Here is a 22,623-nt window from a genome sequence, read left to right on the forward strand (position 1 = left end):
CGCCCCTGAGGGGGGCCGGGCCGCGTCGCTTCAGTGTGCCGCGGAGTCCCAGTCCGGGCCCACGCCCACCGAGACGTCCAGCGGGGCGCGCAGTTCCACCGCCGAGGACATTTCGCGGCGGACGAGCTCCTCGACACGCTCGCGCTCGCCCGGGGCGACCTCCAGCACGATTTCGTCGTGGACCTGGAGCAGCATCCGGGTGTTGAGGCCCGCCTCCCGCAGTACCCGGTCCACATTGAGCATCGCGACCTTCACGATGTCGGCGGCCGTGCCCTGGATCGGGGCGTTCAGCGCCATCCGCTCGGCCGCCTCACGGCGCTGGCGGTTGTCGCTGTTCAGGTCCGGCAGGTAACGGCGGCGGCCGAGCATCGTCTCCGTGTACCCGGTGGCACGCGCCTCGTCGACGACCCGGCGCAGATAGTCACGCACACCGCCGAACCGCTCGAAGTACGTGTCCATCAGGGCACGCGCCTCGCCCGCCTCGATGTTCAGCTGCTGCGAGAGGCCGAAGGCGGACAGCCCGTACGCCAGGCCGTACGACATGGCCTTGATCTTCCGGCGCATCTCGGCGTCGACGGCGGACCGCTCCACCGAGAACACCTGGGAGGCGACCGTGGTGTGCAGGTCCTCGCCGGAGGTGAACGCCTCGATCAGGCCCTCGTCCTCCGACAGGTGGGCCATGACCCGCAGTTCGATCTGGCTGTAGTCGGCCGTCATCAGGGACTCGAAGCCCTCGCCGACCACGAAGCCGTGCCGGATCGCGCGGCCCTCGTCGGTGCGGACCGGCACGTTCTGCAGGTTGGGGTCCGTGGAGGACAGACGGCCCGTCGCCGCGACCGTCTGGCTGAAGGTGGTGTGGATCCGGCCGTCCGCCGCGATCGTCTTGATCAGGCCCTCGACCGTGGAGCGCAGCCGGGCCTGCTCGCGGTGACGCAGCATGATGACCGGCAGCTCGTGCTCGGTCTGGGCGGCCAGCCACGCCAGCGCGTCGGCGTCCGTGGTGTAACCGGTCTTGGTCTTCTTCGTCTTGGGGAGGTTCAGCTCGCCGAAGAGGACTTCCTGGAGCTGCTTGGGCGAGCCGAGGTTGAACTCGTGCCCGACCGAGGCGTGCGCCTCCTTCACCGCCTGCTGGACCGCCCCCGCGAACTGCTGCTCCATCGCCTCCAGATGGGCGCGGTCCGCGGAGATGCCGTGCCGCTCCATCCGGGCGAGCAGCAGGGAGGTGGGCAGTTCCACATCGTGCAGGAGCTCGGTCGCGCCGACCTCCCCGAGCTTCTCGCCGAACGCCTCGCCCAGGTCGAGGACCGCGCGGGCCTGCGCCATCAGGGCGTCGGCCTCGGCCTGCTCGTCCGTGCCGAAGGCGAGCTGCCCGTCGGCGGCGGCGGGGGCCAGCTCGCGGTGCAGGTACTCGACGGACAGGGCGTCCAGCGCGAAGGACCGGCGGCCGGGCTTGACCAGGTAGGCGGCGAGGGCGGTGTCCATGGTGATGCCCTCGATGTGCCAGCCGTGCTCGGGGAAGACCCGCAGCGCCTCCTTCGCGCTGTGCATGATCTTCGGACGGCTCGGGTCGGCGAGCCAGGCCGCGAAGGCCTTCTCGTCGGCCTCGTCCAGCTGGGTCGTGTCGAACCAGGCGGCCTTGCCGTCGGCGGCGGCCAGCGCGACCTCGCTGACATTGCCCACGCCCAGGGCCCACGTCGCGACGGTCGCCACACCGAGCGGCCGGCCGCCGTGCTGCTCCAGCCAGTACGCCAGCTCGCCCGCGCCCAGGACCGAGCCGTCCAGCTCGACACCGGCAGCGGTCGCCGGCGCCTCTTCCTCCTCCGCGCCCGGGTCGACCGCGAGGAGCCGCTCGCGCAGACTCGGGTTACGGATCTCCAGGACCTCCAGGAACCCCTTCAGCGCCGTCCTGTCGTACGGCCGGCGCTCCAGGTCCGCGACGGACTTCGGCAGCTCCACGTCACGGACAAGCTCCGTCAGGTGACGGTTGAGCTTGACCGACTCCAGGTGGTCCCGCAGCGCCTGGCCGACCTTGCCCTTGACCTCGTCGGCGCGCTCGACCAGCTCCGCGAACGAACCGAACTGATTGATCCACTTCGTGGCGGTCTTCTCACCGACCCCGGGGATGCCCGGCAGGTTGTCCGACGGGTCACCGCGCAGGGCGGCGAAGTCCGGGTACTGCGAGGGAGTCAGTCCGTACTTCTCCTGGACCTTCTCCGGGGTGAAGCGGGTCAGCTCGGAAACACCCTTGGTGGGATACAGCACGGTGATGTGGTCGGAGACCAGCTGGAAGGAGTCACGGTCACCGGTGACGATCAGCACCTCGAAGCCCGCCGCCTCCGCCTGGGTGGCCAAGGTGGCGATGATGTCGTCGGCCTCGAAGCCTTCGACCGCGAACCGCTCCGCGTTCATGGTGTCCAGCAGCTCGCCGATCAGCTCGACCTGCCCCTTGAACTCGTCGGGCGTCTTGGAGCGGTTCGCCTTGTACTCGGGGAAGTCCTCGGAGCGCCACGTCTTGCGGGACACGTCGAACGCCACCGCGAAGTGCGTGGGCGACTCGTCGCGCAGCGTGTTCGCCAGCATCGACGCGAAGCCGTAGATGGCGTTGGTCGTCTGGCCGCTCGCGGTGGTGAAGTTCTCCGCGGGCAGCGCGAAGAACGCCCGGTACGCCAGGGAGTGCCCGTCCATGAGGAGCAGGCGCGGACGGATGTCGTCGGTCTTCTTCGATGCTGTCTCTACCACGGGGACGATCCTGCCACGGACCACTGACAATCCCGACCGAGCGAGCCTTGAGTCCACCGCTGTCGGTGCGACGTGACAGGATCGTGAGACGTACAACGAAGTCGTCCGTCGGACATGACCGCTCAAGGGAGAGCGCGATGGCCAGCAAGCCGCCCGCAGGTGACCCGGTCCAGGACGCGCCGCAGGTCGCGCCGCCCCAGCACGCCGCCGCGGGCCTCCCCGCGATCGGGCACACGCTGAGGATCTCCCACCAGCAGATGGGCGTGCGCCGCACCGCGCGCACCCTGCTCAAGGTCAATCAGAAGGACGGCTTCGACTGCCCCGGCTGTGCCTGGCCGGAGGGCGACAAGCGGCACATCGCGGAGTTCTGCGAGAACGGGGCGAAGGCGGTCGCCGAGGAGGCGACGCTGCGCCGGGTCACGCCGGAGTTCTTCGCCGCTCACCCGATCACGGACCTCGCCACCCGCAGCGGGTACTGGCTGGGCCAGCAGGGCCGCATCACCCACCCCGTGTACGCGGCGGAGGGTTCCGACCGGTACGAGGAGGTGAGCTGGGAGCGGGCCTTCGCGATCATCGCGGAGGAGCTGACGGCACTCGGCTCCCCCGACGAGGCCGTCTTCTACACCTCGGGCCGCACCAGCAACGAGGCCGCGTTCCTGCTCCAGCTCTTCGCCCGCGAATTCGGCACCAACAATCTTCCGGACTGCTCCAACATGTGCCACGAGTCGTCCGGCTCGGCGCTCACCGAGACGATCGGCATCGGCAAGGGCAGCGTCTCGCTGGAGGACCTGCACCAGGCGGACCTGATCATCGTGGCCGGGCAGAACCCGGGCACGAACCATCCCCGGATGCTGTCCGCCCTGGAGAAGGCCAAGGCCTCCGGCGCGAGGATCATCTCGGTGAACCCGCTGCCCGAGGCCGGCCTGGAGAGGTTCAAGAACCCGCAGACCCCCCAGGGCATGATCAAGGGCGCCGCCCTCACCGACCTGTTCCTGCAGATCCGCATCGGCGGCGACCAGGCCCTGTTCCGGCTGCTGAACAAGCTGATCCTGGAGACCGACTGCGCGGTCGACCGCCGTTTCGTCGACGAGCACACGCACGGGTACGAGGAGTTCGCGGCCGCCGCCAAGGCCGCCGACTGGGAGGAGACCCTCGCCGCCACCGGCCTGCGGCGCGACGAGATCGAGCGCGCCCTGCGCATGGTGCTCGCCTCGGAGCGCACCATCGTCTGCTGGGCCATGGGCCTCACCCAGCACAAGCACTCCGTGCCGACCATCCGCGAGGTGGTCAACTTCCTGCTGCTGCGCGGCAACATCGGCCGCCCCGGCGCCGGGGTCTGCCCCGTGCGCGGCCACTCCAATGTGCAGGGCGACCGCACCATGGGCATCTTCGAACGCCCCTCGGCCGGCTTCCTCGACGCGCTCGACAGGGAGTTCGGGATCACCTCGCCCCGGCACCACGGCTTCGACGTCGTCCGCGCCATCCAGGCGCTGCGCGACGGCAGGGCCAAGGTCTTCTTCGCCATGGGCGGCAACTTCGTCGGCGCCACGCCCGACACCGAGGTCACCGAGGCCGCCATGCGGCGCGCCCGGCTCACCGTCCATGTGTCGACCAAGCTGAACCGGTCGCACGCGGTCACCGGCACGCGCGCGTTGATCCTGCCCACGCTGGGCCGCACCGACAAGGACGTACAGAAGAGCGGCAAGCAGTTCGTCACGGTCGAGGACTCGATGAGCCTGGTCCACGCCTCGCGCGGCAACCTGCCGCCCGCGAGCCCGCACCTGCTGTCCGAGCCGGTGATCGTGGCGCGCATGGCGCGGGCGGTCCTCGGCGAGGCGTCGGCCACCCCGTGGGAAGAGTTCGCACACGACTACGCCACGATCCGCGACCGCATCGCGCGGGTGGTTCCCGGCTTCGAGGACTTCAACGCCAGGCTCGCGAAGAACCCCGGCGGCTTCGCCCTGCCGCACGCCCCGCGCGACGAGCGCCGCTTCCCGACGAAGACCGGCAAGGCGAACTTCACGGCCGCCCCCGTCGAGTACCCCAAGGTCCCCGAGGGGCGGCTGCTGTTGCAGACACTGCGCTCGCACGACCAGTACAACACCACGATCTACGGCCTGGACGACCGCTACCGCGGCATCAAGGGCGGCCGCCGCGTGGTCCTGGTCCACCCGGACGACGCCCGTGAGCTGGGCCTGGCCGACGGCGCGTACACCGACCTCGTCAGCGAGTGGACGGACGGCACCGAGCGCCGCGCGCCCGGCTTCCGCGTCGTCCACTACCCCACGGCGCGCGGCTGCGCCGCCGCGTACTACCCGGAGACCAACGTCCTGGTGCCGCTGGACTCGACCGCCGACGTCAGCAACACCCCCGCCAGCAAGTCCGTCATCGTCCGTCTGGAACAATCACCCTCCGCCTGAGCGTTTGCTTAGGCAGCACGGCAGACCAGGGACATGACCGCACGACGATCGGAGCCGGGCCCCATGGGCGAGCAGACACAGGTGAAGTTCCCGCAAGAGATCATCGACGAGTACGCCTCGCTCGGTGTGGACCTGCCCGCCCTCTTCTCCGCCGGGCACCTCGGCAACCGCATGGGGGTGCAGATCGTCGAGGCGTCCCCCGAGCGGGTCGTCGGCACCATGCCGGTCGAGGGCAACACCCAGCCCTACGGGCTCCTGCACGGCGGCGCGTCCGCCGTCCTCGCCGAGACCCTCGGCTCGGTCGGCTCGATGCTCCACGGCGGCAGCTCCAAGATCGCCGTGGGCGTGGATCTGAACTGCACCCACCACCGGGGCGTCCGCAGCGGACTGGTGACCGGCGTGGCCACCCCCGTCCACCGGGGACGCTCCACGGCGACGTACGAGATCGTCATCACCGACGAGCAGGACAAGCGGGTCTGCACCGCCCGCCTGACCTGCCTGCTGCGTGACGTCTCCGCCAAGGACGCGGACAACGTCCCGGGAGCGTCCGCTCCCGGCACCACGGTCTGACCCTCCCGCGCACTCCCGTGCCGGCCGGCGGCACCCCACCCCGGCCGGCCCGCACCCCCGCCCGCCCGGTCGGCCCGCAGCCCGGACCCCGGCCGGCCCGCACCCCCAGGCGCACCGCACCCGCCCCCGGAGCGCCCACGGCGCCTCCGCGGGGGGACCGACCCCAGGCCCGCCCGGCCGGCCCGCAGCCCGGACCCCGGCCGGCCCGCACCCCCAGGCCCCGGTCGGCCCGCACTCCCAGGCCTTCGGTCGGCCCGCACCTCCCGGGCCTTCGGCCGGCCCCGCACCCCCAGGCGCACCGCACCGCCCACGGCGCCTCCGCGGGGGGCGCACCACCCGGACCCCGCACCCGACGACGCGCCCAGGCCCCGGATCCGCCCCTCGGCGCGACGCCCCGGCAGCCCTCGGAGCCACGCACCTGTCCGGCCCGCCGACGCGCCCGACCCCGGATCCGCCTCCTCGGCACCCCCGTCAGCCGGACCGGCCACCCCGCCGGGATCGTCTCCCCTCCGCGCCCCCGGAATGTGTCCACCCCTTGGACACGCCACATAAAGGCGTCGTAACGAACACATGGCGTCCACGGGCTCCGGAACGCCGCATGGAACAGACCCGCAGGCACTCTGCGCCCCTTACCCCTCGACCCCTCCACTCACCTCCGCACCCACTCCCCGAGGCCTCCGGACCACAGCCCCGAGGGAGCCCGCCCACGCCGCCCCCGCGAGAGGTTTCCGCAGGCCGCGGGGGTCGGTGTCCTCCCCCTGCCGTACCACTCCGCCTCCGTCGCTGTCCGTTGCCGTCCCCGGCCCGCCCGCCGCTGAACGCACCCGCGCGAGACGCGGCCCTCCGGCGCCCCTCCCCCACGCTCCGCGGCGCGCCCGGTCCGCCGGCCGCCCTCGGAATCGGCACGCGGCGGCGTCGGCCGGAGCGGCGCGGCGGCGCCGTCCCGAGGGGCGTCCACGCGGCGCACCCCGCACGCGCAAACCGGTCGATCGCGGCAAAGCCCCCGCTCCCGGGCCCCGAGGGCAGGACGAGGCCACCGGAAGAGCACACACCTTCCACGGCTTGCGCACGAGTCGCACCGGACCGTCTCAACCCTCCGCCGCTCACGCACAGTTGATGACGCCGGCCACTGGCCGGGGCTCCGGCCACGCCGTACCGTCGGCTGCATGAGGCCCGGCGTACCGCACCGTGGACGACGACACGCGCCACCGCTCGCCCTGCTCGTCTCCGCCGTCCTGCTCGTCGGCTGCGACTCCCGGCCGCGGATCGACGAAATTCCCAACTCCCCCTCACCACGCACTACTTCACCTATCGAACTCTGTGTCTCTCTCATCGGACACTGGGCACGTGAAGAGCTGGCAGGGCGCGCCAAAGGGGACTTCATGCAGAAGGGTCTCTCGGGTGGTCAGAACGAGATCCTCAAGGCGGTCGTGGCCGAGGCCCGTGCAGAGCTCCGGCGCACCGGCGCGGGCGGCGCCGAGAGGGTGATCGAGGGGGAGACGAACCGGCGGTGCGAGGAGCGCCACAGGGGCGGCGGACCCACCGGCCACCCCTGGCAGTGAGGGCGACAAGCAACGGTCGATCGTCACTCTGCGTAATATGCGGGCGGGTGGATGATCATGCTCCAGGAGGGGCTCCGGGCGCCCCGAGGGGTCTGTGATCGGCCGTTCTGGATCACCCCCGCACGAGCCCCGCGTAAGTACCAAGAATGACCCAAGCCCCTTAGCGGAACTGGGCGTTCTCGACATGTGAGAAGAACGCCGGATCATCACCGAAGGGTGTAGGCGCCACGCATCGGAAACGTTTGGCCACGGCATAACAAGAGAGTCACATCCTGCCGCTGGCGCTCCCCGTGCCGCCCCGGCTGCCCTTAGAGTCACGGCCAGTCACCGCGCCGCCGGGCGCGTCAACTGCACGGCCGTACCACTCCATGTACGGCCCGGCGCTCGACACGGCTCCTCGACCCGAGGAGACCGCGCCAGGGAAAGGACCCCTTCGTGCGACAGCGTTCGTTGCTCATACTCACCGCAGTGCTCACGACCGGAGCACTGTCCCTCACCGCCTGTGGCTCGCGCGACGACAAGGGTGGGGACTCCGCCGGAGGTGGCGGCACCACCGTCGTCATCGGCGTGGACGCGCCGCTGACCGGCGACCTCTCCGCCCTGGGCCTCGGTATCAAGAACTCGGTGGACCTCGCCGCCAAGCAGGCCAACGAGAAGAAGTACGTCGACGGCGTCACCTTCAAGATCGAGGCACTCGACGACCAGGCGCAGCCCTCCTCGGGCCAGCAGAACGCCACCAAGCTGGTCGCCGACAAGGACGTCCTCGGTGTGGTCGGCCCGCTGAACTCCTCCGTGGCCGAGTCCATGCAGAAGGTGTTCGACGACGCCAAGCTCGTCCAGGTCTCGCCCGCCAACACCAACCCGGCCCTGACCCAGGGACAGGACTGGAACGGCGGCACCAAGAAGCGGCCGTACGCCTCGTACTTCCGCACCGCGACCACGGACGCCATCCAGGGCCCCTTCGCGGCGCAGTACCTCTTCAATGACGCCAAGAAGAAGAAGGTCTTCGTCGTCGACGACAAGAAGACCTACGGCGCCGGACTCGCCGCCACCTTCAAGGCCGAGTTCACGAAGCTCGGCGGCAAGGTCGCCGGCGAGGACCACGTCAACCCGGACACCAAGGACTTCTCCGCGGTCGTCACCAAGATCAAGAACTCGGGTGCGGACGTCGTCTACTACGGCGGCGAGTACCCCGCGGCCGGCCCGCTGAGCAAGCAGATCAAGGCGTCCGGCGCCAAGATCCCGCTCATCGGCGGCGACGGCATCTACAGCGCCGAGTTCATCAAGCTCTCCGGCAAGGAGGGCGTGGGCGACCTCGCCACCTCCGTCGGTGCCCCGGTCGAGACCCTCCCCTCGGCCAAGGAGTTCGTGGCCAACTACAAGAAGGCCGGCTACAAGGAGGCCTTCGAGGCCTACGGCGGCTACTCCTACGACTCCGCCTGGTCGATCATCGAGGCCGTCAAGAAGGTCGTCGACGACAACGGCGGCAAGCTGCCCGACGACGCCCGCGCCAAGGTCCTCGAGGCCATGAAGGGTGTCTCCTTCGAGGGCGTGACCGGCAAGGTCTCCTTCGACGAGTTCGGCGACGCGACGAACAAGCAGCTCACCGTCTACCGCTACGAGGGCGGCGCCTGGAAGCCCGTGAAGTCCGGCACCTACTCCGGCTGATCACGACTCCGCATCACATCCCTGGCCGCGCGGGACGCTGCACAAAGCGCCCCGCGCGGTGTCACATCCGGCGAAAGACTTCGGAGGACCTGCGGTGAACGAACTGCCGCAACAGCTGGTCAACGGCCTGCTACTCGGATCGATGTACGGGCTGGTCGCCATTGGCTACACGATGGTCTACGGCATCGTCCAGCTCATCAACTTCGCCCACGGCGAGATCTTCATGACCGGTGGCTTCGGCGCACTCACGGTCTGGCTGATACTCCCCGGCGGCACCACCATGTGGCTCGCCCTGCCACTCATGATCATCGGCGCGATCATCGTCGCCGTCACCATCGCGGTCGGAACCGAACGTTTCGCCTACCGGCCCCTGCGAGGGGGTCCACGCCTGGCCCCCCTCATCACCGCCATCGGCATCTCGCTGGCGCTCCAGCAGGCGGTGTGGGCCTGGTACCCGGGAGCCACCTCCTCGCTCACCTTCCCCGAGATCCCCGGCGGTCCCTTCCACCTCGGCAGCGTCACCATCCAGACCGGTGACGTCTTCCTCCTGACCGCGGCGCCCATATCCATGGCCGTCCTCGGCTACTTCGTCATGAAGACCCGGACCGGACGCGGCATGCAGGCCACCGCCCAGGACCCGGACACCGCCAAGCTCATGGGCATCAACACCGACCGCATCATCGTGGTCGCCTTCGCCCTCGGAGCCGCCTTCGCCGCCATCGGAGCCGTCGCCTACGGCCTCAAGTACGGCGAGGTCAACTTCCGCATGGGCTTCATCCTCGGCCTCAAGGCGTTCACCGCGGCCGTCCTCGGTGGCATCGGCAACATCTACGGCGCCATGATCGGCGGCCTCGCCCTCGGCCTCGCCGAGACCCTCGCCACCGCCTTCATCGCCGACATCCCCGGCATGCAGCAGCTCGGCGGCCAGTCCTGGGCCGACGTCTGGGCGTTCGTACTCCTCATCCTCGTGCTCCTCTTCCGGCCCCAGGGCCTCCTGGGCGAGCGCGTCGCGGACAGGGCGTGACACCACCATGACCACACAGACCACCACCGCGGACACCCCGCACACCACCACGACCGACGAGCGCACCGGGCTCATCGCCCTGCCCCCGCACATCGCGCGGGCCACCGCCACCGCAGGTGGCGCGCTCACCGTCGTCTCCGCGTTCCTGGCCTGGACCTGGACCCCCACCTTCCCGGGGGACCTCACGTACTACGGCTACCCCGGCGGCCTCCAGTGGCTCGTCCTCATCGGCGGCGCCCTGACCGCCCTCTTCGGGATCGCCTCGTACGGCGTCAAGGGCACCCGCTGGCTCGTGCCCGCCGGTGCCGACTCCGCCATCAAGCTGTCGGCCCTCGCCGCGTTCGTCACCGGCTGGTACACGATCATCGCCATCAGCGTCCAGCTCGGCGGCCTGATCAACCTCGAGCCCGGCGGCTGGGTCATGGGCCTCGCCACCCTGGCGAGCCTCATCGGCGCCCTGGCCCTCCCCTTCGAACGGCCGCACCTGCTGCCCGCCGACCCCGAGGACACCGGCTGGGACCAGTTCAAGCACCGCGCCGGCAACCAGTGGGCCACCGTCAAGGCCGCCTTCGCCACCGGACCGATCACCCCGGCGCGCAAGCTGCCCGGCTACGTCGAGATCCTCATCATCACCGCCGTGCTCGCCCTCGGCCTCACCGTCTTCACCTACGGCATCGGCACCGAGTACGACGAACTGTTCCTCGGCTTCCTGATGACGGCCGGCTTCGGCTTCGCGGCACTCGCCAAGGCAGGCCTGATCGCCCGCGTCTCCGTGCTCACCGCACGGCACCGCAACGTGGCCATGATCGGCGCCTTCGTCGCCGCCGCGGCCTTCCCGTTCACCCAGAGCGACGACCAGTACGCCACCATCGGCGTCAACATCCTGATCTTCGCCACCGTCGCCCTCGGCCTGAACATCGTCGTCGGCCTCGCCGGTCTCCTCGACCTCGGTTACGTCGCCTTCCTCGGCGTCGGCGCCTACGCCGCGGCCATGGTCTCCGGCTCCCCCTCCTCGCCGTACGACGTCCACCTGCCCTTCTGGGCGGCGATCCTCGTCGGCGCGACCGTCTCGATGATCTTCGGTGTCCTCATCGGCGCCCCGACGCTCCGGCTGCGCGGCGACTACCTCGCCATCGTGACCCTCGGCTTCGGTGAGATCTTCCGGATCACCGTGCTCAACCTCGACGGCACGTCCGGCCCCGACGTCACCAACGGCTCCAACGGCATCTCCTCGATCCCGAACCTCAACATGTTCGGCTTCGACTTCGGCGCCGTCCACACCATCGGTGGCTTCACCATCGGCCGGTTCGCGAACTACTTCTTCCTGATGCTGCTGGTCACCCTGATCGTCGTCGTGGTGTTCCGCCGCAGCTCCGAGTCGCGCATCGGCCGCGCCTGGATCGCCATCCGCGAGGACGAGACCGCCGCACTCGCCATGGGCATCAACGGCTTCCGCGTCAAGCTCGTCGCCTTCGCCCTCGGTGCCACCCTCGCGGGCCTCGCCGGCGCCGTCCAGGCCCACGTCACCTACACCGTCACCCCCGAGCAGTACCAGTTCGCCCACGTGGTCCCGCCCAACTCGGCCTTCCTGCTGGCCGCCGTCGTCCTCGGCGGCATGGGCACCATCAGCGGACCGCTCGTCGGCGGCGCACTGCTCTTCCTCATCCCCAACAAGCTGCAGTTCCTCGGCGACTACCAGCTCTTCGCCTTCGGCGTCGCGCTCGTCCTGCTGATGCGCTTCCGCCCCGAGGGAATGATCCCCAACCGCCGCCGTCAGCTCGAATTCCACGAGAACGAGGAAGCGCCCGCCACCCTCACCAAGGCAGGTGCCTGAACATGACCACCACCACGACGGCCACCACGGCCAAGGCTCCGGCTCCTGGCGAAACCGTCCTCGACGCCCGCGGTGTCACCATGCGCTTCGGCGGCCTCACCGCCGTGCGCTCGGTCGACCTCACGGTCAAGAGCGGTGAGATCGTCGGCCTCATCGGACCCAACGGCGCCGGCAAGACCACCTTCTTCAACTGCCTCACCGGCCTCTACATCCCCACCGAGGGAGAAGTCCGGTACAAGGGCCAGGTCCTGCCGCCCAAGTCCTTCAAGGTCACCGCCGCCGGCATCGCCCGGACGTTCCAGAACATCCGGCTCTTCAGCAACATGACCGTGCTGGAGAACGTCCTCGTCGGCCGCCACACCCGCACCAAGGAAGGCCTCTGGTCGGCCCTCCTGCGCGGCCCCGGCTTCCACAAGGCCGAAGCCGCCTCCCGCGCCCGCGCCACCGAACTCCTCGAGTTCGTCGGCCTCGGCGCCAAGGCCGACCACCTCGCGCGCAACCTCCCCTACGGCGAGCAGCGCAAGCTCGAGATCGCCCGCGCACTCGCCAGCGAACCCGGCCTGCTGCTCCTCGACGAGCCGACCGCCGGCATGAACCCGCAGGAGACCCGCGCCACCGAGGAACTGGTCTTCGCCATCCGGGACATGGGCATCGCCATCCTCGTCATCGAGCACGACATGCGGTTCATCATGAACCTCTGCGACCGCGTCGCCGTGCTCGTCCAGGGCCAGAAGCTCGTCGAAGGCGACGGCCAGACCGTCCAGCGCGACGAGCGCGTCATCGCCGCCTACCTCGGCGAGCCCTTCGAGGGCGAGCCCGGCGAGGCGGAGGCGGCGGAAGTCGCCGCCGCGGAGGAAGCGGCCGAAGCCGCGGACAGCGCGGACGCGGACGCCCAGGACGCCGCCGACGCCGACGCCGACGCTTCGGACGACACCGACGCGGACACGGACACGGACGCTTCGGACGGCACCGACGCGGACGAGGGCGCCGACACGGACGCTTCGGACGCCGACGCCGACGCGGACGAGGCCGACGACACCGACACCTCGGACGACACCACCGGTGACGGCGACACCGACCGCACCACCTCCCCGACCACCGCCGCCGAAGCCTCGGGCACCTCGGGTACCGGCAAGGAGAACGACTCATGACCGCCCTGCTCGAAGTCGAGGACCTGCGCGTCGCCTACGGCAAGATCGAAGCCGTCAAGGGCATCTCCTTCACCGTCGACGCAGGCGAAGTCGTCACCCTCATCGGCACCAACGGCGCCGGCAAGACCACCACCCTGCGCACCCTCTCCGGGCTGCTCAAGCCGGTCGGTGGCCAGGTCAAGTTCGACGGCAAGCCCCTGAGGAAGTACCCCGCCCACAAGATCGTCTCCTTCGGGCTCGCCCACTCCCCCGAGGGGCGGCACATCTTCCCCCGCATGACGATCGAGGACAACCTCCGCCTCGGCGCCTTCCTCCGCAGCGACCGGACAGGCATCGAGAAGGACATCCAGCGCGCCTACGACCTCTTCCCCATCCTGGGCGAACGCCGGAAGCAGGCCGCCGGAACCCTCTCGGGCGGTGAGCAGCAGATGCTCGCCATGGGACGCGCCCTGATGTCCCAGCCCAAGCTGCTCATGCTCGACGAGCCCTCCATGGGCCTCTCCCCGATCATGATGCAGAAGATCATGGCGACCATCGCCGAGCTCAAGGCCCAGGGCACCACCATCCTGCTCGTCGAGCAGAACGCCCAGGCCGCGCTCTCGCTCGCCGACCAGGCCCACGTGATGGAAATCGGCAAGATCGTCCTCTCCGGCTCCGGACGGGACCTCCTGCACGACGAATCCGTCCGCAAGGCCTACCTCGGCGAGGACTGAGCCGGACACACGAGAGGGCCCACCCGGCGACGGGTGGGCCCTCTTCGTGCGTACGCGTTACTGGCCCTTGGCCGCCTTCTTCTCCTCGGCGTCCTCGATGACCGCCTCGGCCACCTGCTGCATCGACATCCGCCGGTCCATCGACGTCTTCTGGATCCACCGGAACGCCGCCGGCTCCGACAGCCCGTACTGGGTCTGCAGGATGCTCTTCGCCCGGTCCACCAGCTTCCGCGTCTCCAGCCGCTGGGAGAGGTCCGCGACCTCCTTCTCCAGCGCCTTCAGCTCCGCGAACCGCGACACCGCCATCTCGATCGCCGGCACCACGTCGCTCTTGCTGAACGGCTTCACCAGATACGCCATCGCCCCCGCGTCCCGCGCCCGCTCGACCAGGTCGCGCTGCGAGAACGCGGTCAGCATCAGGACGGGCGCGATGGACTCCTCCGCGATCTTCTCGGCGGCGGAGATGCCGTCCAGGACGGGCATCTTCACGTCCAGGATGACGAGGTCCGGCCGGTGCTCCCGCGCCAGCTCGACGGCACGGGCACCGTCACCGGCCTCACCGACGACCGAGTAGCCCTCTTCCTCGAGCATCTCTTTGAGGTCGAGGCGGATGAGGGCCTCGTCCTCGGCGATGACGACACGGGTCGTCAGCGGCGGGACGTGCGACTGGTCGTCGTCGGCGGCGTCGGGCTGGGGCGACTCGGGGGCGGTCACGTGGGCTCCTCGTTCCAAGGCAGGTACAGCTCTCCATGAGCCTACCTAGCTGTCAGGGATCATGGGCACCGGGTACACTCCGACAAGACACTTCGCCGGGTTGGTGGAACGGTATACACGGAGGTCTCAAACACCTCTGCCCGAGAGGGCTTGCGGGTTCGAGTCCCGCACCCGGTACAGCGCACCAAAGCGGATGTTCCCGTTCCCGTGAGCATCCGCTTTTTGCTGCTCACCGTGACGTTCACTCACGCAGAGTGGTCGCATGCGCTTTCACGGCACAGCAGTGCGACAAGAGACCCTGACGCTCCTGCGCGGCGGCGCAAGGAACGCGGAGGTGGCGCGACGGCTCGACGTACCCACCGGGACGGTCGCGTACTGGCTCCACGTGGATCGCACGAAGCGCGGGGAGTGTCCGGGCGAGCACAACCCGGAGTGCCCACGTTGCGACGGGCGGGACCTCGACCCAGCCGCCTATTCCTACCTTCTGGGCTTGTGTCTCGGGGACGGTCACATCAGTCACTACTCGGCTCACCGAGTACCCAGCCTCATGCGGTGTGCCGGGTTCGCCGCACAGGCTGCCGCAACGTGAAGGTCTACTCGAAGCACCTGGAATGCCTCTTCCCCCAGCACGGCCCGGGCAAGAAGCACGAGCGCCGTATCGTGCTCGAAGACTGGCAACAGCGGATCGTCGACGAGCACCCCTGGGAGTTCGTCCGGGGGCTCATCCATTCCGACGGGTGTCGGATCACGAACTGGACCACGCGCCTCGTGGGCGGGGTGCGGAAGCGGTACGAGTATCCGCGGTACTTCTTCGCCAACGTCTCGGACGACATCCGGCGGCTGTTCACGGACACCCTCGACACGCTGGGCGTCGAGTGGACGCACTGCACGCGGAACGGCAGTCCCCACAACATCTCGGTCGCCCGACGCGCGTCCGTGGGGTTGATGGACGCGCACGTCGGGCCGAAATACTGAGGGGCGGGTTACGCCAGGGGTTCGCCGATGTGGTGTACGCGCACGAGGTTCGTCGAGCCGGAGACGCCCGGGGGTGAGCCGGCAGTGATGATGACGACGTCGCCCTTCTGACAGCGGCCGATCTTCAGCAGGTGCTCGTCCACCTGGGCCACCATCGCGTCGGTCGAGTCGACGTGGGGGCCGAGGAAGGTTTCCACGCCCCAGGTGAGGTTGAGCTGGGAGCGGGTGGCCGGGTCGGGGGTGAAGGCGAGCAGGGGGATGGGTGAGCGGTAGCGGGAGAGGCGGCGGACGGTGTCGCCGGACTGGGTGAAGGCGACGAGGTACTTGGCGCCGAGGAAGTCGCCCATCTCCGCTGCGGCGCGGGCGACGGCTCCGCCTTGGGTGCGGGGCTTGTTGCGTTCGGTGAGCGGTGGCAGGCCGCGGGCGAGGAGGTCTTCCTCGGCCGCTTCGACGATGCGGCTCATGGTGCGGACGGTTTCGATGGGATAGCGGCCGACGCTGGTCTCACCGGAGAGCATGACGGCGTCCGTGCCGTCGATGACGGCGTTGGCGACGTCGCTGGCCTCGGCGCGGGTGGGGCGGGAGTTGTCGATCATCGAGTCGAGCATCTGGGTCGCCACGATGACCGGCTTGGCGTTGCGCTTGGCGAGTTTGATGGCGCGCTTCTGGACGACGGGGACGTGTTCGAGGGGCATTTCGACGCCGAGGTCGCCACGGGCGACCATGATGCCGTCGAAGGCGGCGACGATGTCGTCGATGTTGTCGACGGCCTGGGGCTTCTCGACCTTCGCGATGACGGGTACGCGACGGCCTTCTTCGTCCATGACGCGGTGGACGTCCTCGATGTCGCGTCCGCTGCGTACGAAGGAGAGGGCGATGATGTCGGCGCCGGTGCGCAGTGCCCAGCGGAGGTCTTCGACGTCCTTGTCGGAGAGGGCGGGGACGGAGACGGCCACGCCGGGGAGGTTGAGGCCCTTGTTGTCGGAGACCATGCCGCCCTCGAGGACGGTGGTGTGGACGCGGGGGCCGTCGACGGTGGTGACTTGGAGGGTGACGCGGCCGTCGTCGACGAGGATGCGTTCACCGGGGGTGACGTCGGCCGCAAGGCCTTCATAGGTGGTGCCGCAGGTGTGGCGGTCGCCTTGGACGCCGGGTTCGACGGTGATGGTGAAGTCGTCGCCGCGTTCAAGGAGTACGGGTCCTTCGCGGAAGCGTCCGAGGCGAATCTTCGGGCCTTGAAGGTCGGCGAGAATGCCGACGCTCCGGCCGGTTTCGTCGGAGGCTTTGCGTACGTGCTGGTAGCGCTCCTCGTGGTCGGCGTAGGTGCCGTGGCTGAGGTTGAAGCGGGCGACGTCCATTCCGGCTTCGACCAGTGTCTTGATCTGGTCGTATGTGTCGGTGGCTGGGCCCAGGGTGCAGACGATTTTGGCTCGGCGCATGGTTCGACCCTATGGCTTACCGACGGGTAGAGATTTCGTCCCGCGTGACTACTCAACAACCTTTCGATGAAGCGTTATTGACAAGTGTTGAATGTGTGCGGGGGGCTGCTCTGATGAGCGTCAGAGCTGGGGCGGATGCATGGTGAAGCGGGCGTTGACCTGTGCGGTGACGATCTGGCGCTGGGGTTCCAGGTCGAGGGGCGGAGCGGCCGATTCGGTGGCGTCGGCGGCGGCGAAGGCCATGCGGGTGCCGCCGGAGGCGGGCGGGAGGTAGGGGCCGGCGTTCTCGGCGCCGAGGTCGGCGAGTTCGACGAGGGCGGCGAGCCGGGTGCCGAGGGCTTCGGCGTAGGCGCGGGCGCGCTGGACGGCTTCCCTGACCGCTTGGCGGCGGGCTTCGTCGTGGGCGGGTGAGTCGGGACGCAGGGCCCACCAGGGGCCGTCGACGCGGGTGAGATCGAGGTCGGCGAGGCGGGTGGTGAGTTCGCCGAGGGCGGTGAAGTCGGTGAGTTCTGCGGTGATGTGGACGCTGCCGTGGTAGGCGCGGACGCGTTCGGCGCGGCCGTGGCGGGTGAGTTCGGGGGTGATGGAGAAGGCGCCGGTCTGGAGGTTCTCGACGGCGTCGCCGAAGGACTTGATGAGGTCGAGGACGGTGGTGTTGCGGCGGGTGAGGTCGTCGAGTGCGGTGCGCCGGTCGGTGCCGCGCGCGGTGACGGTGATACCGACGCGGGCGATCTCGGGGTCGACTTCGAGGTGGGCCTCGCCGCGTACCGCGACGCGGGGGGCCTGGGGGGTGCCGTAGGGGAGGTCGGTGGGCTGGGTCATGGCTGGGGGTCCTTCGTTCGGGGTTCCCACTCTTTCGTAGGTGGTCATCGGATCGAAACCTGTCGGGGCTGTTGCGGGGGGCGTGTCTACGCCAGAATCTACGCGCGTCATGCACTGAACGAAGGAGATCACATGCCGCTGAATCGTAGGACTTTCCTGGGCACTTCGGCCGTGGCCGGTGCCGGTGTGGCGATCACCGGCGCGGTCGGCACGCCGGCCGCGGCGACGCCCCGGACCAGGCGGTACTCCTTCACCGTCATGGGTACGACGGACCTGCACGGCAATGTCTTCAACTGGGACTACTTCACGGACAGGGAGTTCGACGACAAGGCGCACAACGATGTCGGTCTGGCGAAGATCTCCACACTGGTGGAGCGTGTGCGGCAGGAGAAGGGGCGCCGCAACACGCTGCTGATCGACGCGGGTGACACGATCCAGGGCACCCAGCTCTCGTACTACTACGCCAAGGTCGACCCGATCACGGCCACGCGGGGTCCGGTGCACCCGATGGCGCAGGCGATGAACGCGATCGGGTACGACGCCGCGGCGCTCGGCAACCACGAGTTCAACTACGGCATACCGGTGCTGCGGAAGTTCCAGGAGCAGTGCGACTTCCCGCTGCTGGGTGCCAACGCGCTGGACGCGAAGACGCTGCGGCCGGCGTTCCCCCCGTACAGCATGCACCGGCTGTGCACGCCGTTCGGCCGGGATGTGCGGGTGGCGGTGCTGGGGCTGACGAACCCGGGTATCGCGATCTGGGACAAGGCGAACGTGAGCGGCAGGATGGTGTTCCCGGGGCTGGAGGAGCAGGCCGCGAAGTGGGTGCCGAAGCTGCGTTCCATGGGCGCGGACGTGGTGATCGTGTCGGCGCATTCCGGGTCGAGCGGGACGTCGTCGTACGGGGACCAGTTGCCGTACATCATCGAGAACGCGGCCGGTCTGGTGGCGGAGCAGGTGCCGGGGATCGACGCGATCCTGGTGGGCCACGCGCACACGGAGATCCCCGAGTACCGGGTGACCAACAAGGAGACCGGCAAGGACGTCGTGCTGTCCGAGCCGCTGAAGTGGGGGCAGCGGCTGACGCTGTTCGACTTCGACCTGGTGTGGTCGAAGGGCCGCTGGACGGTGGAGAAGGTCGGCGCGCAGGTGCTGAACTCGAACACCGTCGAGGAGGACCCGGAGATCGTCAAGCTGCTGGGTGACGAGCACCAGAAGGTCGTGGCGTACGTCAATCAGGTCATCGGAACGTCGACGGCCGTGATGTCCACGACCGAGGCGCCGTGGAAGGACGAGCCGATCATCGATCTGATCAACCACGTCCAGGCCGAGACGGTGAAGGCGGCGCTGGCAGGTGGCGAGTACGCGTCGCTGCCGGTGCTGTCGCAGGCGTCGTGCTTCTCCCGTACGGCGCGGATCCCGGCCGGGCAGGTGACCATCAAGGACGCGGCCGGGCTGTACCCGTTCGAGAACACGCTGGAAGCGCGGCTGCTGACGGGCGCGCAGCTGAAGGACTACCTGGAGTTCTCGGCGCGGTACTACGTGCAGACTCCGGCCGGCGCGCCGGTGGATCCGGCGAAGCTGACCAACGCGGGCGGCACACCGGACTACAACTACGACGCCGTGTACGGGCTGACGTACGAGATCGACATCGCGAAGCCGGCCGGGGCGCGGATCGTGAACCTGTCGTTCGAGGGGAAGCCGATCGACCCGGCGGCGCGGTTCGTGCTGGCGGTCAACAACTACCGGGCGTCCGGTGGCGGTGCGTTCCCGCATGTGGCGGCGGCCAAGCAGCTCTGGGCGAACTCGGACGAGATCCGGAACACCATCATCCAGTGGGTGAAGGCGCAGGGAACGGTCGACCCGGGCCGGTTCGCGTCGGTGGACTGGAAGCTGACCCGGGACGGCGTGCCGGTGTTCTAGCGCGAGTGGCGCGCGTGGGGAGTGCGTGCGGGAGGCGTCTGGCGGGGAATGCCGGGCGCCTCCTGGCGTTCGAGGCCGAAGGTGGTGAAGGCGGTGCGGCGTGGGAGCGGGTAGGGCTCCTTGCCGGTGAGGTGGTTGAGGATGGTGGCGCTGCGCCAGGCTGCCAGGCCGAGGTCGGGTGCGCCGACGCCGTGGGTGTGGGTCTCGGCGTTCTGTACGTAGAGGGAGCCGGTGACGGAGGGGTCGAGGACGAGCCGGTGGTGGGCGTCGACGCGGGGGCGGTCGGCGGAGTCGCGGCCCAGGTAGGGGTCGAGCCCGGCGAGGATGCGGCCGAGGGGGCGTTCGCGGTAGCCGGTGGCGAGGACGACGGCGTCGGTGGTGAGGCGGGTCCGGGTGCCCTGGTGGATGTGTTCCAGGTGCAGTTCGACCCTGGTGGTGGCCAGCCGGCCGGCGGTGCGGACGCGGACACCGGGGGTCAGGACGGCGTCGGGCCAGCCGCCGTGGAGGGTCCGGCGGTAGAGCTCGTCGTGGATGGCGGCGATGGTGTCGGCGTCGATGGCTTTGTGGAGCTGCCATTGGCGCGGGACGAGGTCGCTGCGTACCGGTTCGGGGAGTGCGTGGAAGTAATGGGTGTAGTCGGGGGTGAAGTGCTCCAGGCCGAGTTTGGAGTACTCCATGGGGGCGAAGGCCTCGGTGCGGGTGAGCCAGTGGATCTTCTCGGCTCCGGTGGGGCGGGTGCGGAGGAGGTCGAGGAAGATTTCGGCGCCCGACTGGCCGGAGCCGATGACGGTGATGTGCTCGGCCGCCAGGAGACGCTCGCGGTGGTGGAGGTAGTCCGCGGAGTGGATGACGGGGACGGCCGGCTGATCGGCGAGGGGGCGCAGGGGTTCGGGGATGTGGGGTTCGGTGCCGACGCCGAGGGCGATGTGGCGGGTGTGGGTGCGGCCGAGGGCTTCGGCTTCGCCGTCGGCGCCGAGTCGGGTGTAGTCGACTTCGAACAGGTCGCGTTCGGGGTTCCAGCGGACGGCGTCGACCTGGTGGGCGAAGTGGAGGCCGGGGAGGTGGTCGCTGACCCAGCGGCAGTAGGCGTCGTATTCGGCGCGGTGGGTGTGGAACCGCTCGGCGAAGTAGAAGGGGTAGAGGCGGTCGCGGCCGCGCAGGTAGTTGAGGAATGACCAGGGGCTGGTGGGGTCGGCGAGGGTGACGAGGTCGGCGAGGAACGGCACTTGCAGGGTGGAGCCTTCGATGAGCTGGCCGGGGTGCCAGCGGAAGGCGGGGCGCTGCTCGTAGAAGGCGGTGTCGAGGCCTCCGGGTACGCCGTGGGCGAGGGCGGCGAGGGAGAGGTTGAAGGGGCCGATGCCGATGCCCACCAGATCGTGGGGCTGGTCGGGGTCGCGCTGCGGGGCGCGCTGGGGTGTGCTGCCGGTCATCGGGTGGTGCTGCCTTCCACGAGTGCGGTGAGTGCTTCCAGGTGCGTGGGGGTGGTGTGGGGGTTGAGGAGAGTGGCCTTGAACCAGAGGCGGCCGTCGGCATGGGCGCGGCCGAGGACGGCGTGGCCGTGGGTGAGGAGGTCACGGCGGGTGGCGGCGACGGCGTGGTCGGTGGCCCGGGTGGGGCGGAAGAGGACGGTGCTGAGGGGGGGGCGTTCGTAGAGGTCGAGGCGGGGGTTCTTGTCGACGAGGTCGGCGAGCTGTTGGGCGGTGTCGCAGACACGGTCGACGAGGTGGCCCAGGCCGGTGCGGCCGAGGGCGCGGAGGGTGACGGCGATCTTGAGGATGTCGGGGCGGCGGCTGGTGCGCGGGGACCGGCCGAGGAGGTCGGGGAGGCCGGCGCGGGTGTCGTCGTGGGGGTTGAGGTAGGGGGCGGTGTGGTTCAGGGCGTCGAGCAGCGCGGTGTCGGGTACGGCGAGGAGGCCGGCGGCGACCGGTTGCCAGCCGAGTTTGTGCAGGTCGAGGGTGACGGTGCGGGCGCGGTCGAGGCCGGTGAGGAGGTGGCGGCGGGCTTCGCTGAACAGGAGCGGGCCGCCGTACGCGGCGTCGATGTGGAGGGCGGCGCCGTGGGTGTCGCACAGGTCGGCGATCTCGGGGAGCGGGTCGATGCTGCCGGTGTCGGTGGTGCCGGCGGTGGCGGTGACGAGGAGCGGGCCGCGGAGGTCGGTGAGGACGGCGGCGAGGGCGGTGAGGTCGATCGTGCCGCCGGGGGCGGGGACGGTGACGGGTTCGGGGAGGCCGAGGAGCCAGGCGGCGCGGTGGACGGAATGGTGGGCGTTGGCGCCGCAGACCGTCTGGAGGGTGGGCCCGTGCTGTTCGCGGGCGAGGAGCAGCGCCAGGTGGTTGGACTCGGTGCCGCCGGTGGTGACCAGGGCGTCGGGGTGCGGACCGGTGGGGTGGGTCTCCGCGGCGAGGGCGCTGGTGACGAGTTGTTCGAGGGCGGAGGCGGCGGGCGCCTGGTCCCAGGAGTCCATGGACGGGTTGAGGGCGGAGGCGGCCAGGTCGGCCGCGGCGGCCAGCGCGAGCGGCGGGGTGTGGAGGTGGGCGGCGCAATGCGGGTGTGCCGGGTCGGCGGCGCCGTGGGCGAGGGCGGTGACGAGGGTACGGAGGGCTTCCTCGGCGCCGGTGCCCGTGTCGGGCAGGACGTCGGCGTGGGCGCCGTGAGCACGAGTGCGGGCGTCGTGAGCGGGGGCGGTCGCCTCCTGCGGCCCGCCGCGTGGGTGGCCGCCCGCGCCGTCGCGGAGGGCTTGCCGCAGGTGGGCGGTGACGGCTTCCGGCCCGCCCGGCGGGAACGGTCCGCCGCGTGAGGAGGCGCCGTCGCGGAGGGCGTCGAGCACGGTGCGCAGGAGCGGCTGCAGCGCGTCGGCGCCGTCGGCGCCTCCGGCGAGGGGCGGCGTGCCGCACGAGGTGCTCGACGGGGTGCTCCACGGGCTGCTCATGCTGCCAGCGTGGCCCGCTACGGCGAAATGCGGTTGCGGTGCGGGGCGATCACAACCCGAAAGGGGGACGGGGGGATGGCAGGCCGGGCGGCGCGTGCTATGGGCTCTTGGATCCTCGGGCCCATGGATCCTCGGGCCCATGG

The 22,623-nt window shown here is 70.0% G+C and carries 15 protein-coding genes, 1 tRNA gene and 1 pseudogene; 11 read left to right on the plus strand and 6 right to left on the minus strand.

Features of this window, described 5'->3' with window-relative positions:
- Window positions 1–30 precede the first annotated feature (30 nt).
- Window positions 31–2,685: a DNA polymerase I gene (gene polA, locus ACZ6C1_RS16440; RefSeq protein ID WP_469241916.1), complete on the minus strand. Its 2,655-nt coding sequence runs from the start codon at window positions 2,683–2,685 to the stop codon at window positions 31–33.
- Window positions 2,686–2,876: 191 nt separating this feature from the next.
- On the opposite strand from polA, the gene ACZ6C1_RS16445 reads away from it, so the two are divergent.
- The 8 genes from ACZ6C1_RS16445 to ACZ6C1_RS16480 all read left to right on the plus strand — a co-directional run bounded on the left by ACZ6C1_RS16445 (window position 2,877) and on the right by ACZ6C1_RS16480 (window position 13,681).
- Window positions 2,877–5,159 (plus strand): FdhF/YdeP family oxidoreductase, encoded by a 2,283-nt coding sequence (locus ACZ6C1_RS16445; protein ID WP_469241563.1) that lies wholly within the window; start codon window positions 2,877–2,879, stop codon window positions 5,157–5,159.
- Window positions 5,160–5,222: 63 nt separating this feature from the next.
- Window positions 5,223–5,729: a PaaI family thioesterase gene (locus ACZ6C1_RS16450; RefSeq protein ID WP_469241918.1), complete on the plus strand. Its 507-nt coding sequence runs from the start codon at window positions 5,223–5,225 to the stop codon at window positions 5,727–5,729.
- 1,382 nt (window positions 5,730–7,111) lie between these two features.
- A complete protein-coding gene (locus tag ACZ6C1_RS16455) occupies window positions 7,112–7,291 on the plus strand; it encodes a hypothetical protein (protein WP_469241565.1) in 180 nt (59 codons plus the stop codon).
- A 435-nt stretch (window positions 7,292–7,726) separates the two neighbouring features.
- Complete coding sequence (locus ACZ6C1_RS16460) at window positions 7,727–8,959, plus strand: branched-chain amino acid ABC transporter substrate-binding protein (RefSeq protein WP_469241567.1); 1,233 nt, start codon at window positions 7,727–7,729, stop codon at window positions 8,957–8,959.
- 94 nt (window positions 8,960–9,053) lie between these two features.
- Window positions 9,054–9,983, plus strand: coding sequence for a branched-chain amino acid ABC transporter permease (locus tag ACZ6C1_RS16465; protein WP_469241569.1), 930 nt, complete (start codon window positions 9,054–9,056; stop codon window positions 9,981–9,983).
- 7 nt (window positions 9,984–9,990) lie between these two features.
- On the plus strand, window positions 9,991–11,817 hold the full coding sequence (locus tag ACZ6C1_RS16470; protein WP_469241571.1) for a branched-chain amino acid ABC transporter permease: 1,827 nt from the start codon (window positions 9,991–9,993) through the stop codon (window positions 11,815–11,817).
- Window positions 11,814–12,968, plus strand: a complete 1,155-nt coding sequence (locus tag ACZ6C1_RS16475) for an ABC transporter ATP-binding protein (protein ID WP_469241920.1) — start codon at window positions 11,814–11,816, stop codon at window positions 12,966–12,968. Before ACZ6C1_RS16470 ends, ACZ6C1_RS16475 begins: the two co-directional genes overlap by 4 nt.
- The gene (locus tag ACZ6C1_RS16480) at window positions 12,965–13,681 is read left to right on the plus strand and encodes an ABC transporter ATP-binding protein (RefSeq protein ID WP_064073040.1); all 717 of its coding nucleotides are present in this window, start codon (window positions 12,965–12,967) and stop codon (window positions 13,679–13,681) included. Before ACZ6C1_RS16475 ends, ACZ6C1_RS16480 begins: the two co-directional genes overlap by 4 nt.
- Before the next feature lie 57 nt (window positions 13,682–13,738).
- On the opposite strand, the gene ACZ6C1_RS16485 is transcribed toward ACZ6C1_RS16480, so the two are convergent.
- The gene (locus tag ACZ6C1_RS16485) at window positions 13,739–14,395 is read right to left on the minus strand and encodes an ANTAR domain-containing response regulator (RefSeq protein ID WP_469241573.1); all 657 of its coding nucleotides are present in this window, start codon (window positions 14,393–14,395) and stop codon (window positions 13,739–13,741) included.
- Between the two features lie 94 nt (window positions 14,396–14,489).
- On the opposite strand from ACZ6C1_RS16485, the gene ACZ6C1_RS16490 reads away from it, so the two are divergent.
- Window positions 14,490–14,572, plus strand: a tRNA-Leu gene (locus ACZ6C1_RS16490).
- Between the two features lie 85 nt (window positions 14,573–14,657).
- A pseudogene (locus ACZ6C1_RS16495) lies at window positions 14,658–15,370 on the plus strand (helix-turn-helix domain-containing protein).
- 8 nt (window positions 15,371–15,378) lie between these two features.
- Here ACZ6C1_RS16495 and pyk read toward each other — a convergent pair.
- Window positions 15,379–16,809 (minus strand): pyruvate kinase, encoded by a 1,431-nt coding sequence (gene pyk / locus ACZ6C1_RS16500; protein WP_469241575.1) that lies wholly within the window; start codon window positions 16,807–16,809, stop codon window positions 15,379–15,381.
- 120 nt (window positions 16,810–16,929) lie between these two features.
- Window positions 16,930–17,631 carry an SIMPL domain-containing protein gene (locus tag ACZ6C1_RS16505; RefSeq protein ID WP_469241577.1) on the minus strand — a complete coding sequence of 234 codons (702 nt, stop codon included), beginning with the start codon at window positions 17,629–17,631 and terminating at the stop codon, window positions 16,930–16,932.
- 132 nt (window positions 17,632–17,763) lie between these two features.
- Here ACZ6C1_RS16505 and ACZ6C1_RS16510 point away from each other — a divergent pair, with 132 nt between their 5' ends.
- Window positions 17,764–19,551 carry a 5'-nucleotidase C-terminal domain-containing protein gene (locus ACZ6C1_RS16510; protein ID WP_469241579.1) on the plus strand — a complete coding sequence of 596 codons (1,788 nt, stop codon included), beginning with the start codon at window positions 17,764–17,766 and terminating at the stop codon, window positions 19,549–19,551.
- Here ACZ6C1_RS16510 and ACZ6C1_RS16515 read toward each other — a convergent pair.
- Both ACZ6C1_RS16515 and ACZ6C1_RS16520 read right to left on the minus strand, forming a co-directional pair.
- Window positions 19,548–20,981, minus strand: a complete 1,434-nt coding sequence (locus ACZ6C1_RS16515) for a lysine N(6)-hydroxylase/L-ornithine N(5)-oxygenase family protein (RefSeq protein ID WP_469241581.1) — start codon at window positions 20,979–20,981, stop codon at window positions 19,548–19,550. The two genes, ACZ6C1_RS16510 and ACZ6C1_RS16515, sit on opposite strands and share 4 nt — an antisense overlap.
- The gene (locus ACZ6C1_RS16520; protein WP_469241583.1) at window positions 20,978–22,480 is read right to left on the minus strand and encodes a pyridoxal phosphate-dependent decarboxylase family protein; all 1,503 of its coding nucleotides are present in this window, start codon (window positions 22,478–22,480) and stop codon (window positions 20,978–20,980) included. The genes ACZ6C1_RS16515 and ACZ6C1_RS16520 overlap by 4 nt, the downstream gene beginning before the upstream one ends.
- Window positions 22,481–22,623 lie beyond the last annotated feature (143 nt).

This window comes from Streptomyces sp. NPDC041796, assembly GCF_055590785.1.